At 30.3% G+C, this 14,757-nt stretch carries 13 protein-coding genes and 1 tRNA gene; 12 read left to right on the top strand and 2 right to left on the bottom strand.

Annotated features, from left to right (window positions below):
• Position 1 precedes the first annotated feature (1 nt).
• Both sigH and HYG85_RS01135 read left to right on the top strand, forming a co-directional pair.
• Positions 2 to 643 carry an RNA polymerase sporulation sigma factor SigH gene (sigH, locus tag HYG85_RS01140; protein WP_113674592.1) on the top strand — a complete coding sequence of 214 codons (642 nt, stop codon included), beginning with the start codon at positions 2 to 4 and terminating at the stop codon, positions 641 to 643.
• Between the two features lie 45 nt (positions 644 to 688).
• Positions 689 to 761, top strand: a tRNA-Thr gene (locus HYG85_RS01135).
• 133 nt (positions 762 to 894) lie between these two features.
• On the opposite strand, the gene HYG85_RS01130 is transcribed toward HYG85_RS01135, so the two are convergent.
• Positions 895 to 2,127 carry a copper amine oxidase N-terminal domain-containing protein gene (locus tag HYG85_RS01130; RefSeq protein WP_212691940.1) on the bottom strand — a complete coding sequence of 411 codons (1,233 nt, stop codon included), beginning with the start codon at positions 2,125 to 2,127 and terminating at the stop codon, positions 895 to 897.
• A gap of 251 nt (positions 2,128 to 2,378) precedes the next feature.
• On the opposite strand from HYG85_RS01130, the gene HYG85_RS01125 reads away from it, so the two are divergent.
• The 4 genes from HYG85_RS01125 (at position 2,379) to HYG85_RS01110 (ending at position 6,869) form a co-directional block, all read left to right on the top strand.
• Positions 2,379 to 2,987 (top strand): DUF4358 domain-containing protein, encoded by a 609-nt coding sequence (locus HYG85_RS01125; RefSeq protein ID WP_212691939.1) that lies wholly within the window; start codon positions 2,379 to 2,381, stop codon positions 2,985 to 2,987.
• Between the two features lie 75 nt (positions 2,988 to 3,062).
• Positions 3,063 to 4,475 carry an MBOAT family O-acyltransferase gene (locus HYG85_RS01120; RefSeq protein ID WP_212691938.1) on the top strand — a complete coding sequence of 471 codons (1,413 nt, stop codon included), beginning with the start codon at positions 3,063 to 3,065 and terminating at the stop codon, positions 4,473 to 4,475.
• 24 nt (positions 4,476 to 4,499) lie between these two features.
• The gene (locus HYG85_RS01115) at positions 4,500 to 5,630 is read left to right on the top strand and encodes a DHHW family protein (protein WP_212691937.1); all 1,131 of its coding nucleotides are present in this window, start codon (positions 4,500 to 4,502) and stop codon (positions 5,628 to 5,630) included.
• A gap of 369 nt (positions 5,631 to 5,999) precedes the next feature.
• Positions 6,000 to 6,869, top strand: coding sequence for a DUF2225 domain-containing protein (locus HYG85_RS01110; protein WP_212691936.1), 870 nt, complete (start codon positions 6,000 to 6,002; stop codon positions 6,867 to 6,869).
• Between the two features lie 107 nt (positions 6,870 to 6,976).
• Here HYG85_RS01110 and HYG85_RS01105 read toward each other — a convergent pair whose 3' ends face one another.
• The gene (locus HYG85_RS01105) at positions 6,977 to 7,702 is read right to left on the bottom strand and encodes a DUF6062 family protein (RefSeq protein ID WP_113674598.1); all 726 of its coding nucleotides are present in this window, start codon (positions 7,700 to 7,702) and stop codon (positions 6,977 to 6,979) included.
• Positions 7,703 to 7,917: 215 nt separating this feature from the next.
• On the opposite strand from HYG85_RS01105, the gene HYG85_RS01100 reads away from it, so the two are divergent.
• The 6 genes from HYG85_RS01100 (at position 7,918) to HYG85_RS01075 (ending at position 14,749) form a co-directional block, all read left to right on the top strand.
• Complete coding sequence (locus HYG85_RS01100; protein WP_212691935.1) at positions 7,918 to 8,796, top strand: DNA-3-methyladenine glycosylase family protein; 879 nt, start codon at positions 7,918 to 7,920, stop codon at positions 8,794 to 8,796.
• Positions 8,797 to 9,143: 347 nt separating this feature from the next.
• Entirely contained in the window at positions 9,144 to 9,428 is a 285-nt protein-coding gene (gene groES / locus HYG85_RS01095; protein WP_113674600.1) for a co-chaperone GroES, read from the top strand.
• A 50-nt stretch (positions 9,429 to 9,478) separates the two neighbouring features.
• A complete protein-coding gene (gene groL, locus HYG85_RS01090) occupies positions 9,479 to 11,107 on the top strand; it encodes a chaperonin GroEL (protein ID WP_212691934.1) in 1,629 nt (542 codons plus the stop codon).
• Between the two features lie 231 nt (positions 11,108 to 11,338).
• Positions 11,339 to 11,848: a DUF6106 family protein gene (locus HYG85_RS01085; protein ID WP_113674602.1), complete on the top strand. Its 510-nt coding sequence runs from the start codon at positions 11,339 to 11,341 to the stop codon at positions 11,846 to 11,848.
• Positions 11,849 to 12,103: 255 nt separating this feature from the next.
• Positions 12,104 to 13,555 carry an IMP dehydrogenase gene (gene guaB, locus HYG85_RS01080; RefSeq protein ID WP_212691933.1) on the top strand — a complete coding sequence of 484 codons (1,452 nt, stop codon included), beginning with the start codon at positions 12,104 to 12,106 and terminating at the stop codon, positions 13,553 to 13,555.
• Positions 13,556 to 13,813: 258 nt separating this feature from the next.
• Entirely contained in the window at positions 13,814 to 14,749 is a 936-nt protein-coding gene (locus tag HYG85_RS01075; RefSeq protein WP_212691932.1) for a phosphate ABC transporter substrate-binding protein, read from the top strand.
• Positions 14,750 to 14,757 lie beyond the last annotated feature (8 nt).

Genomic DNA, 14,757 nt, shown 5'->3' with positions numbered 1-14,757 from the left:
GTTGGATTATGCTACTTGGTACGACGATTCATATGTTACGTATTCAGATGAACAACTTGTGGAATTAGTGAGAGATGGGGATAATGAAGCACTTGATTATTTAATGAACAAGTACAAGATATTAGTTGAAAAAAAAGCTAAATCATATTTTTTGATAGGTGCTAGTAGAGATGATATTATTCAAGAAGGCATGATTGGACTCTTTAAAGCAATTCGTGATTTTAAAGAAGAAAAAACTGCGTCCTTTTATTCTTTTGCAGATTTATGCGTAACAAGACAGATTATATCAGCTGTAAAAGCATCAACAAGACAGAAACATCTTCCATTGAATTCATATATATCATTGAATAAACCTTCTTATGAAGAAGAGAATGATAAAACGACTTTAATAGATAAGATGCCTTCTAGAAAAATAATCAATCCAGAAGATTTATTGATAGGTCAAGAGAATCTAAGCATTATTGAGCATGAACTCAATGAGAGACTTAGTAAGCTGGAAAAAGAAGTTTTACAAAGTTATATATATGGAAAAAGTTATGTTGAGATTGCTGGGAATCTAAAAAGACCAGTAAAATCAATAGATAATGCATTGCAGAGAATCAAGAAAAAAGTTGAACTTATTTTAGTTGAAAAGGGAGTATAAAAATACTTGACAAAATTTATGACATGTTATAAAATTAGTCAGTATGCTGGAGTAACTCAGTAGGTAGAGTACTTGCATGGTAAGCAAGAAGTCGGCAGTTCAAGTCTGCTCTTCAGCTTTTTTTGCCCTGAATTAGGGCTTTATATTTAGACGTAAGTATAATAAAATAGACTCTGTTCAGTAATTGTACTATCTGAACTGAGTCTATTTTTTATATTGATATGAAAAGCCCCTTTTACCTTATATATCTATTATTTAGTATTATCTGATGAACATATTTCAATTTCAAAAGCAGTTGTTTGAGGAGGTAATGATGCTGTCATGATATGACTATGTTTTACAAGCAATTTATCTCCTTTAGATATATCTTTAATACTTGCTTTTTTTCCAGATGCTTGATCAGTTATTTTTGTTTCTTCGTTTATATGGAAGATGATAGTTTGATCTTTTCCATATCCTACAGTAATCATATGACCATTTTTAGTTTCTTTTATTTCTGATACTTCTCCTTCAACTTTATTCGCCCTTAAAACGCTTATAGTATAAGCATATGTTTGAGGAGGTATAGACATAGTCATTTTAGAGTCATGGATAACAACTAATGCGTCACCTTCTTCAATATCCTTAACAGTCAATTCTTTTTTAGTTAATTGATCTGTAATCTTTGTATCTTTGTCAACATTAAATATTATATTGCCTTTATCATAATCCACAGTAATCATATGACCATTTTTGGTCTCTTTGATTCCAGATACTTTTCCATTGACTTTATTTTCTTCTGCTTGATCAGTTTTCATTACATTGATTTTAAAAGCATATGTTTGAGGAGGTAAGGACCTAGTCATTTTTGAATCATGTAAAACAACTAATCTGTCTCCTTCTTTTATATCTTCAACTTTTACTTCTTCTTCAGTTGATGGGTCAACGATTTTTGTATCTTTGTTAACAAGGAATATTATACTGTTTTCTCCATATTTAACTGTAATCATATGACCATTTTTTGTTTCTAGAATGTTGCTCACATTACCATCTACTTTATTTCTTTCAAAAATATCAAAAGCGTCTTGGTTGAATATTTCTTCAAAGAATTCCACAGGTACATAAGTTGAATCATTTACTATTTCAGGAGCCATGCCTAGTGGAAACGGAGCTACTTTGCCTTTGAAATATGAATCTTTACCTATTGATATAGATGTCCATATATTACCTTTTGAGATATCTATAGAACGTGTCTTTCCATTCCATTTTAATTCATAGCCTAATCTTTCACATGTTAGTCTAAGTGGTAACATTAGAAATCCATCTTTTTGATAGGATAAACCTTCTACTCCTATATTAGTATTAATTAGAACAGGTTTTTCAAGTGTCACCTCATTATTATAGCAAATTATTTTTTGGTCTGTCATAGCTTGTGCAGTCAACCCTGTTCCTAGTGTCAATACTCCTGCCAAAGCCAATGCAACATAATTTTTTTTGTATTTCATATTATAATCTTCCTTTCTTTTCATTTTTAGTTTTAATTGTTTGTACGTTTATTAGACGAACCAAATTCTAAAAAGTTCCATATTTGTAATAAAATATTTAATAAAAATTATTTTAATTTTCTTGGAACATTTTATTTGGTTATTTCGTTTAATAAAGGAATAATAAATAAGGGAGGAATTGATGAAACAAAAAATTATTACTTATTAACTATATAAAAAATGACACAAACAATTAAACGGAGGTAAATAAAATGAAGAAGATAATAGCGATAATAACAATAATAATGGCAATGTCAGTAGTATTTGTAGGATGTAGTAAGGATGAGGGCAAAGATAACGGAAGCAATATTGAAAATCCTGATTCAGGAGATAACAATGGTGATGGTGATAAAGAGGAAGAAGAAGTTAATGTTTCTATAGATGATATTGCTGCTGCAATAAAAGAACAGATAAAGAATGATATGATTGAACAAGGTATGTCAGAAGAAGATTTCACTGAAGAAGGTGTAATACCTGGATATGTTGATGGAGATCTTAAGGCAGAAGAAGAAAATCCTATGGTAGCTCTTGATATTAATAAAGATGATATAGAAGAAGGTAGATTAATTGCACCAATGATTAATCTTAATTCTAATCATATAATTATTTTAAAGGCAGCAGATGATTCAAAAGTAAGTGATTTACAAGCAGTACTAGAATCAGTAAAAGAATCTCAAGTAGGTGTATGGGAACAATACTTACCTGATCAATATGAAAAAGTTAAAAATAATATTATCAAAACTAATGGCAAATACTTATTATATGTAACATATGATAATCCAGAAAAAATAGAAGAAATTTTTGATAACTTATTAAAATAATAGTAAAATAGAAGGGACTGCTTTCAGTTAGGGGTAGTCCCTTAATTTTAATAATAGGCTAACAGGAGAGAGCATATGGTATTCAGCAGTTTAGTATTTTTATTTATATTTTTACCAATAACTTTATTATTGTATTTTTTGGCTCCTAGAAAAATCAGAAATATTATTTTACTAGTAGTGAGTCTTGTATTCTATGCTTGGGGTGAACCTATCTACATTTTACTGATGATATTTTCATCCATAGTGGATTATACTCATGGCATGTTGATTGAGAAGTATAGAGAACAGGATAAGAAAGCAAAATTAGTAGTTCTATCCTCTGTAATTATCAATTTGAGTTTACTAGGGTTTTTTAAATATGCTGATTTTATGATACTGAATATAAATAATATATTTGGTACTACTCTTAGTGAATTGAATCTCCCTCTTCCTATAGGCATTTCTTTTTATACATTCCAGACAATGTCATATACTATAGATGTTTATCGTAGACAAGCTCCTGTGCAGAAGAATCCTATAGCACTTGCAACTTATGTTACATTATTTCCACAGCTTATAGCAGGACCTATTGTAAGGTATCAAACAATTGCGGATCAGATTAATAATCGTAAAGAAACTGTAGATAAGTTTGCAATAGGGTTGGAACGTTTTATATTAGGTCTAGGAAAAAAAGTTCTATTAGCCAATAACATCGGCTTATTGTGGAGCCAAATCCAGAATACTGGTTTTGATAATTTGACTATCTTGACTGCTTGGCTTGGCATAATTGCTTTTGGATTCCAGATATATTTTGATTTCAGTGGGTACTCAGATATGGCAATTGGACTAGGTAAGATGTTTGGTTTTGATTTCCTGGAGAACTTTAATTATCCATATATATCAACTAGTATCACTGAATTCTGGAGAAGGTGGCATATATCTCTAGGCAGTTGGTTCAGGGATTATGTATATATACCTATTGGTGGCAATAGGGTAAGTAAATTGAAAGTATACAGGAATCTATTTGTTGTTTGGTTTTTGACAGGTCTATGGCATGGAGCCAGTTGGAATTTTGTACTATGGGGATTATATTTTGGTCTGATAATTGCTGTAGAAAAAGCATTCCTATTAAAGTTTATCAATAGATTATGGAAGCCTATAAGACATGTATATGCCTTGCTGTTAATATTAATCGGATGGGTTCTATTTTCCTTTGATAATTTGACTGACGGTATAGAATATTTGAAGATAATGTTTGGTTTTAGTAGTGTTCCTATAATGAATAATCAATTTGTATATTATTTGTATACTAATCTGATATTAATTATTATACTAATTATTTTATCTACACCTATCATTAAAAAGAAATATGAAATGCAAGTCAAAGGGCATGTTAATTCAAAATTGCAGACTATAGTAGTACCAAGTATATTATTTTTAATACTTTTCATATCAACTGCTTACTTAGTGGATTCAACATACAATCCATTTTTATACTTTAGATTTTGATGGACTTACAGGAGGTGGACAGTAGTGAATAGAAAATCAAGTATAACTATTATAGCAATGTTTATTGTATTTGTAGTGACAATCAATGTATTGAATCTTGTTACAGAAGATAAACATTTCTCAGAAGCTGAAAACAGAATACTTGCTAAAAAGCCTTCTTTAACATGGAAATCAATTAAAAATGGTCGATTTACTCAAAGATTTGAAGACTATGTTACTGACCAATTCATATTCAGGGATTTCTGGGTGGGATTGAAATCAGATAGTGAAAGGCTGCTTTTGAAGCAAGACAATAATGATGTTTTCTTTGGTAAGGATGATTATCTGTTAGAGAATTTTAATAAACCCAAAGAAGAGATTATAGATAGAAATATCGCTAATATTAATTATTATACAAGTAAATTGAAAGACATGAAAACATATGTATTATTTCCACCAACCTCTATTAAAGTAAATGAAAGTAGATTACCGCCATTTGCTACACCATATGATGAACTATTGACTATCAATAAAATGAAGAACAATCTGTTGAATGTAGATTTTGTAGATGTATATCAAGCACTAAAATATAAAAATGACCAGTATCTATATTTTAGGACTGATCATCATTGGACTATGAGAGGTGCTTATTATGCTTATGAAGTATTAGGGAAAGAGATGGGCATAACACCTATTCCTATGAATGAATTTGATACTAAGATTGTAACGGAAGAATTCTATGGAACATTATATTCTAAGGCTAACAACTATCATATTAAGCCTGATTATATAGAAGTTTTTACACCTGCCAATAAAACGGATGTTCAAGTTGATTATGTAAGTGAGAATAAATCTTCTAATTCTTTATATGAAGAGAAACATTTGGATACTAAAGATAAATATTCATATTTTCTGGATGGTAACCATCCTATAGTTACTATAAAATCAGATGTATCCAATGGTAGAAAGCTTATGATATTCAAGAATTCCTATGCACATTGTTTAATACCTTTCTTGGTAAATCATTATGAAGAGATTCATATTTTGGATCTAAGATTTTATAAAATGAATGTATATGATTACATCAGTGAAAACAATATAACTGAAACACTATTTCTGTACGATATATTGAATTTTTCTAAAGACACCAGTCTAAATATCTTAAACATAAAATAACTTATAAATATACAATTGTAGAACCTCTTATAAAGTGATAATATATTTTTAATCACATTTATAGGAGGTTTTTCACAAGAAGCTAGTATCAGATTGATTGATAGTCCCTATAAATAGACAATATTTTATTTATTTATATTTTTTTTCTAAAATACTATTAAATTATCATGTCTAGGTCTATGAAATTTTTACATATTATGATATTATATACTAATAATAGGAAAAAATAGGTAGAACAATAAATATAATATTACATTTCAAAATGTATTTTTTCTTATGCTTATAATAAAAACATATCTTAATGAAAGATGATAACATAAGAAATACTCAATTGATTCTAATATACCACAATAGAAAAGGTGTAATTTTATGAGTGATATATTTTCTGGACTAGAGAAATTAGGATTTAACAATATTAAAGCAATGGATATATTCGAAGATGAAAAGAAGAAGAGAGCGAAAATGAAAATAAAAAAAACGTCTAAAATTTCAGCAAAAGATTCACTTTATGATAGGAAAGTATTATGTCCGGTTTGTGGTGAAAAATTCATTACTAGAACGGTAAGAGCAGGTAAAGCTAAATTATTGTCTATTGATACTGATCTAAGACCTAAATATGATATTATTACTCCTTATGTGTATGATGTCATTCTTTGTAATTGCTGTGGATATGCAGCTCTAAGTAAATTTTTTAAAAAGATAACGGTCACACAAGCAGATTGGATCAGAAAACAGATATCCAATACCTATAGAGGAAGAGAATATCCAGCTGAATATACGTATGAAGTAGCTATCGAAAGGTACAAATTAGCTTTACTGAACGCCGTAGTGAAAAAAGTGAAAGCAAGTGAAAAAGCTTATATATGTCTTAAGATTGCTTGGCTGTATAGATGTTATTCTGAGGAGTTATTACAAAATGAGAATCCTTCAGATGAATTGATAGAAGAAAATCATAAGTATGAAATGATCTTTATAGAAAAAGCTTATGAAGGGTTTATTAATACATATGAAAATGAAGACTTTCCAGTATGTGGTATGCAGGAAATGACAGTGATGTATTTAATGGGTGATTTAGCTAGAAAATTAGGGAAATTGGATGAATCAACAAAATGGGTTTCAAAAGTGATAGTATCAAGAACAGCTAATGAAAGATTGAAAGATAAAGCTAGAAATATTAAAAATCTTGTTAAACAACAGAAAAGGATAAATGCTAGAAATAATATTGAAGTTGATGATTAGATAGAAAAGGTTAAAAGCTATGAATGGCTAAACCTTGTTCTATCTTCCTAAATTTTATAACCATAATACAAAATGTACTATGGAAAAACATTTTAAACATAGTTGAATCAATTAACATTGAGACTGTTTATTTTTAATATAGTCCTTATTAGAGCGTCTTTAGAATTTTTCCAAGGTTCATCTGCAAATCTATAATCATTTTTTTGAATAAACCAATCCAAGTCTTCTTTTAAACGGTTAAGATTATCTATTTCAACAGATACAATGATATCAATAAATGATTCAAGCTGAGAATCATTTAGATATTTTGGTGCTTCATTATAAAGTAATGCAAAATGGTTTAAGCAGAATCCTTTACTTGATTTGACTAAATCAATAAAAGATTTATCTTTTTTTAATAGATAGAAAAACGTATCAGTATATTTTTGAAAGGTAGATTCAATTCTATCGCATATATAACAACTAGATTCCTTCTCTTTTAGATAGGTAAAAAGTTTTGTGTCATTTTTATCATTTTTTGAGAAAAGCTTTTTCTTTGATTTTGGATTGCCGGATGAAATAAGATTTTCAATTTCATTTTGTAAATTATCGAGATGACTGTTAAGCATAAGAGCAAGACCTAATCTGTTTTTGTTAGTGTACATTTTAGTTAAATGCTCTTTACAGAATCCAAGATTATTAGTTTTTTCCCTTACATCTGTTTCCATATAAGATGGACCTAGTACAAATTGGATTGTATTTTCCTCTAGAGTCTTGTACATATTGCAGAAAGGACATTCACCTTCTTCTTTAAATGAATCGATTACAGGAATTGTATATATTTTTTCTTTCATTTTTACACCCACTTGTTTTATAATATATTCTATGATACAGAAGCATGAAGCTTCTTTATAAGCATATGGAATATATTGAGTATAGCATAGATAAGGGATAAGTGATAGAGTTTATTAGATAGATAAGTTTAATTAAGGAAAAAATATTGAACTTATTGAAAGAGATGTATTGATGTTTAGGTTAAACTATATAGATTATCTTAGGAGGGTAAATAATGGAATATATTGTAGAAAATAATAATATACTATTTAATGATTATCTTGATTTTGATATTGAACATATCTTAGAATGTGGTCAATGTTTTAGATTCTATAAAAAATCTGATAAAGATTATCTATTAATTGCGTATGACAAGATATTAAGAGTAACTCAAGGAGATAATAAAATCATTTTTCATAATACAAACACAAATGATTTTGATACAATATGGACGAATTATTTTGATTTGGGAAGAGATTATGGAGATATCAAGAAAGTACTTAGTGATATAGATGAACATTTACATAAGGCAGTTTCAGAAAAAGGCGGTATAAGAATTTTGCAGCAGGATACATGGGAAACCCTTATATCATTTATCATATCCCAAAATAAAAACATTACCCATATTAAAATATTGATAGAAGAGCTATCAAAAAAATACGGTACTTATATCGGGGAAGAAGATAATGTTAAATACTATTCTTTTCCTACGATAGAACAATTATCAGCTGCAAGTGAACAAGACCTAAGAGACCTGAAAGTTGGTTTTAGAGCACCATATATTGTTGATGCGTGCAGAAAAGTTTTCAACAATGAAGTAGACTTGGTTGGCTTGACTTCCATGGAAATTGAAGAAGCGAAGAATGAATTGATGAAAATTAAAGGGGTGGGACCAAAAGTAGCAGATTGCGTATTGCTCTTTGGAGCTAAGAGATATGAAGTATTTCCTACTGATGTTTGGGTCAAAAGAATAATGGAGCATTATTATTTTAATAAAGATACTAAAATAAAAGCTATACATGAATTTGCGGTAGAACATTATGGAACCTTAGCAGGATTTGCACAGCAATTCCTATTCTATTATGCTAGGGATTTCAAGATTGGCAAAAAATGATAATCAAGTTGTATAAACCTTAGTTTTTATGGCGAAAATATATATTAGCTGTGACATAAATGTAGACTATAATACAGAAAAAATTAAATATATCCTATGCTATTATAATTAAGGGAATATGTATCTTAACTAGAAAAGAATGAAAATAGGAGCAAATTGAAGAAAACACGAGCAAATGGAAGGTAAATTGAGCTAATATTGTATAATAGCTGAAAATGGCTAAAATAAACATTTGCAATTAATTGCCTATTTTAATAATATATACCTTGAGATTAGCACTCGATTGAAGAGAGTGCTAACAACAGAAAAAGAAAATATGAAAGATAATTATAAGGAGGTAAATAAACATGAAATTAGTACCTTTAGGAGACAGAGTAGTTATTAAACAATTAGAGGCAGAACAAGTAACTAAATCAGGTATCGTATTACCTACTGGAGCAAAAGAGAAGCCACAAGAAGCAGAAGTAGTTGCTGTAGGACCAGGTGGAATGGTTGAAGGAAAAGAAGTTAAGATGGAAGTTAAAGTAGGAGATAAGATTATCTATTCAAAATATGCTGGTACAGAAGTTAAACTAGAAGATAATGAGTATATCATCGTTAAGCAAAGTGATATATTAGCAATAGTTGAATAATCATTGAATTGAAATAAAATTAAAACAAAGAAAACAAGGAGGGCTACATAATGGCTAAAGAAATTAAATTTGGTGCAAATGCAAGAACTGCTTTAGAAGCAGGAGTTAACCAATTAGCAGATACAGTAAAAGTAACACTAGGACCAAAAGGAAGAAATGTTGTTTTAGATAAAAAATTCGGTACACCACTTATCACTAATGATGGTGTTACAATAGCAAAAGAAATTGAATTAGAAGATGCTTTTGAAAACATGGGTGCACAACTCGTTAAAGAAGTTGCAACTAAGACTAATGATGTTGCAGGTGACGGAACTACTACTGCTACAGTATTAGCACAATCAATGATTCAAGAAGGAATCAAGAACATAGCAGCAGGAGCTAATCCAATCATTCTTAGAAGAGGTATGAAAGAAGCTACTAAGAAAACAGTAGAAGCTATCCAAGAAATGAGCAGTGCATTAACTGGTAAAGACCAAATTGCAAAAGTTGCTGCAATTTCAGCTGGTGATGAAGAAGTAGGACAATTAATCGCTGATGCAATGGAAAAAGTTTCTAATGATGGAGTTATCACTATTGAAGAATCAAAAACAATGGAAACTGAACTTGAATTAGTTGAAGGTATGCAATTCGATAGAGGTTACTTATCACCATATATGGCAACAGATATGGATAAGATGGTTGCTGATCTAGATAATCCATACATCTTAATTACAGATAAGAAAATCAGTAATATCCAAGAGATATTACCTATTCTTGAGCAAATTATCCAATCAGGATCTAAGTTATTAATTATCGCTGAAGATGTAGAAGGCGAAGCTTTAGCTACATTAGTTCTTAACCGTTTAAGAGGAACATTCAGTGTTGTAGCTGTTAAGGCTCCTGGTTTTGGTGATAGAAGAAAAGCAATGCTTCAAGATATAGCAATCTTAACAGGTGGTACTGTTATTTCAGAAGAAGTAGGTCTTGATCTTAAAGAAACTACTATAGAGATGCTTGGTAAAGCAAAATCTGTTAAAGTTCAAAAAGAAAACACTATAATCGTAGATGGTGCTGGCTCTAAAGAAGATATTGATGCTAGAGTTAGCCAAATCAGAGCTCAAATAGAAGAAACAACTTCTGAATTTGATAAAGAGAAATTACAAGAAAGATTAGCTAAGATGGCTGGTGGAGTTGCTGTAATCAAAGTTGGAGCAGCAACAGAAACAGAAATGCAAGAAAAGAAATTACGTATGGAAGATGCTTTAGCAGCTACAAGAGCAGCAGTAGAAGAAGGTATCGTTTCAGGTGGTGGAACTTCTTATATCCACGCATCAAAAGAAGTTGCTAAATTATTAGATAATGCTGAAGGTGATGAAAAGACAGGTATCAAAATTATCCTTAAAGCATTAGAATCTCCACTTCGCCAAATTGTTACTAATGCAGGACTTGAAGGATCTGTAGTTGTAAATAAACTAAAAGAAGCGGATAATAACATTGGATTCAATGCTTTAACTGAAGAATATGTTGATATGGTTGCAACAGGTATCATTGACCCAACAAAAGTAACTAGAAGTGCTCTTCAAAATGCTACTTCAGTAGCTTCAACTCTACTTACAACAGAATCAGTTGTTGCAGATATAAAAGAAGATGAACCAGCAATGCCTATGGGCGGCGGAGCTCCAGGAATGGGCATGATGTAATTAAATAAATAATTATTTTACGAATGCCATCAGTTAACGCTGATGGCTTTTGTGATTTTATACAATATATGTTTTATATTTAATGAAAAATTCTATATTAGGAATTAAAGGTATTCAGTTTTTATGGTTGTATAGTGAAGAGTATTGTTATATAATGGATGTAATTGTACAATGTATTCATTAATTATTATTTTACAGCGCAGATAGCAATTTAAACATAGGAGGAAAAGTATGGGTGATATATTTAATGAACAATTAGTTGAAAAAAGCAATTCTCTAAAAGATAATCTTATTAGAGTAGCGATAATTATAGGTGCTATAGTATTGATTATGGTCTGTTCAATGGTACCTGTTTTAGTAGGTTTTCTTATACCTATAGCGTTAGTTATCATATTTGGTGCGGTTTTCTTGATGAGAAGACTTAACGTAGAATTCGAGTATATTTTTACAAGTGGTGATTTGGATATCGATAAAATCTTCAACAAGAATAAAAGAAAAAAATTTATATCTATTGATGTAAGGAAAATAGAGATTATGGCACCAGTTAATAGCAAGGACCATGCTAGTGAATTGTCAAATTACGAAAAGGTTATTGATTGCAGTAGTGGTACTAACAACAATAATACTTACGCAGCAATGATAGTCAGAAATGGTAAAAGAGAAAAGCTTATCCTTGAACCTAATGAAAAAATGTTAAAAGCAATAAAAAAATATATTCCAAGAAAAATAATGCAGTACTAAAAAATATTTAACAAAATTAATAATTAATGTTGACAAATAAGAGGATTTTTGTTAAACTCACAAAATATATATTATTAAGTAGTGGGAGTTACTTATAGTTATCATATTATTTCCTGCTATAAAATAAAGAGGTTAGGGATAATGTATTCCTAATCTTTAATAATAAATAATTATATTTCTATTATTACAATATAAAGATTGTCTATAACTAATACTATCAAAAATAAGAGTAAAGAAAAGAAAGAGAGGATTACAATGCATAAGATTGTGAGCGAAGGAATAACTTTTGATGACGTATTATTAATACCAGCACATTCTAAGGTGCTTCCTAATCAGGTAGATGTTTCTACAAATTTGACTAAAAAAATTAAATTGAATATTCCATTTATGAGTGCGGGTATGGATACTGTAACCGAATCAAGAATGGCCATAGCTATGGCTAGACAAGGTGGAATAGGAATAATTCATAAAAACATGTCTATAAGTCAGCAAGCAGAAGAAGTAGATAAAGTAAAAAGATCTGAAAACGGTGTAATAACAGACCCTTTCTTTTTATCCCCAGAACATTATGTATATGAAGCAAACGCATTAATGGCTAAATATAGAATATCAGGAGTTCCTATTACTGAGGGCAAAAAACTTGTAGGAATACTTACAAATAGAGATTTAAGGTTCGAAACTGACTTTAATAAGAAGATCAAAGAAGTTATGACAAGTGAAAACTTGATTACAGCTTCTGTTGGTACAACTCTTAATGAAGCCAAAGAAATAATGGGACGTCATAGAATTGAAAAACTTCCATTAACAGATTCTGAAGGTAATCTATCAGGACTTATTACAATAAAAGATATAGAAAAAGCTATCAAATACCCACAATCAGCAAAAGATAGTCAAGGAAGATTATTAGTAGGTGCAGCAGTGGGTGTTACAAAAGATTATATGGATAGAATAGATGCATTAGTTAAAGCTAGTGTAGACGTAATAGTTGTTGATACAGCTCATGGTCATTCAGAAGGTGTAATCAATACAGTTAAAGGAATAAAAGAAAGATATCCAGAACTTCAACTCATAGCTGGTAATGTTGCTACAGCAGAAGCAACAAAAGCTTTGATTGCAGTTGGTGTAGATGCAGTAAAAGTTGGTATCGGTCCTGGTTCAATATGTACAACACGTGTAGTATCAGGAGTAGGGGTGCCACAGATTACAGCTATCTATGATTGTGCAGAAGCTGCAAAAGAATCAGGAATACCTATTATTGCTGATGGTGGTATAAAATATTCTGGTGACGTAGTTAAAGCTATTGCAGCAGGTGGTAATGTATGTATGATGGGTAGTCTATTCGCTGGTTGTGAAGAAAGCCCTGGAGAAACTGAACTATATCAAGGAAGAAAATATAAGGTATATAGAGGTATGGGATCACTTGGAGCAATGGAAAAAGGTAGCAAGGATAGATATTTCCAAGAAGATGCCAAGAAATTAGTTCCTGAAGGAGTAGAAGGAAGAGTAGCCTATAAAGGTCCTGTAGAAGATACAATCTATCAAATGCTTGGTGGATTAAGAGCTGGAATGGGATACTGTGGTACTGCAACCATTAATGATCTTAGAGAAGATGGTAGATTCACAAAAATAACAAGCGCTTCCTTAAAAGAAAGTCATCCTCATGATATTCAAATAACTAAAGAAGCTCCAAACTATAGTGTTAGCTAATAGAATGTAAATATAAAATAATAACTGCCTTGAATAATTTATATTAAATTATTCAGGGCTTTTTTTTATCTTTTTTTAGTTAATTACTAATTCTAATATGTTGATTACCTGTTTTTATATGGATTCACATGACTTTACATAGATTTAACATAAGCATTATATTGCTTTAACAGATAGGTGTTACATTATATATGTATTAAATAACAAAAAAATAAAACGTGAATTATTATATTAATAATAATTGGGAGGACAAAGTAAATGAAAAAATTTAGAAATGTATTAATGGTAGCACTTATAGTTGTATCTATGTTAGCTTTTGCAGGATGTAAAAGTGATACAGACAGCAAAACAACAGCTGATGACAATAAACCAAGTAGCAGCGTAGATAACAATAAAGACAATAACACGGACTCTAATACTGATACAGACAATAATAAAGATACAGAGCAAGATGATAAATTAAGTGGTTTAGTTTCAGTTTCAGGTTCAACATCTGTTGAAAAAATTGGAATTGCAACAGCTGAAGAATTTATGGCACTTAACCCAGATGTAGAAATTACTTATGAAGGAATTGGTTCATCAAACGGAGTTAAAAATGCAAAAGACGGTGTAACTATTCTTGGTACAGCTTCAAGAAACCTTAAGACAGAAGAAAAGACTTGGGGATTAACAGAAGTTGCTATCGCATATGATGGTGTTGCTGTTATAACTCATCCAAGTAATGGAGTCAGCGAATTGACTAAGGAACAAGTGCAAGCAATCTACAAAGGCGAAATCACTAATTGGAAAGATGTTGGCGGAAAAGATGAAGAAATAGTGGTTGTTTCAAGAGAAGATGGTTCTGGAACAAGAGGAGCTTTTGAAGAAATAGTTGATTTTGAAGATGCATTAACAGAAAAAGCTATAATTGCTAAAGGAAACGGAAATGTTCAGACTACTGTTGCTAAAAATGATAAAGCTATAGGATATGTATCTTTCACTTATATAAACGATACAGTAAAACCTTTCAAAATTGATGGAGTCGAGCCTACTTCAGAAAATGTTGTTAGTGGAGATTACAGTATATCAAGACCATTCTTACTAATATATAAAGAAGAGAATATGACAAAAGAAAGTAAAGCTTTTGTAGATTTCATACTAAGTCCTGAAGGTCAGAATATCGTAGAAGAAAAAGGCGGTATCAAAGTAAATTAATAAATCAT

Origin of the sequence: Vallitalea guaymasensis (assembly GCF_018141425.1) — a bacterium.
Taxonomy (GTDB): Bacteria; Bacillota; Clostridia; order Lachnospirales; family Vallitaleaceae; genus Vallitalea; species Vallitalea guaymasensis.
Note: the sequence above shows the minus strand (reverse complement) of the source record. Positions and strands in the feature narration are given on the sequence as shown.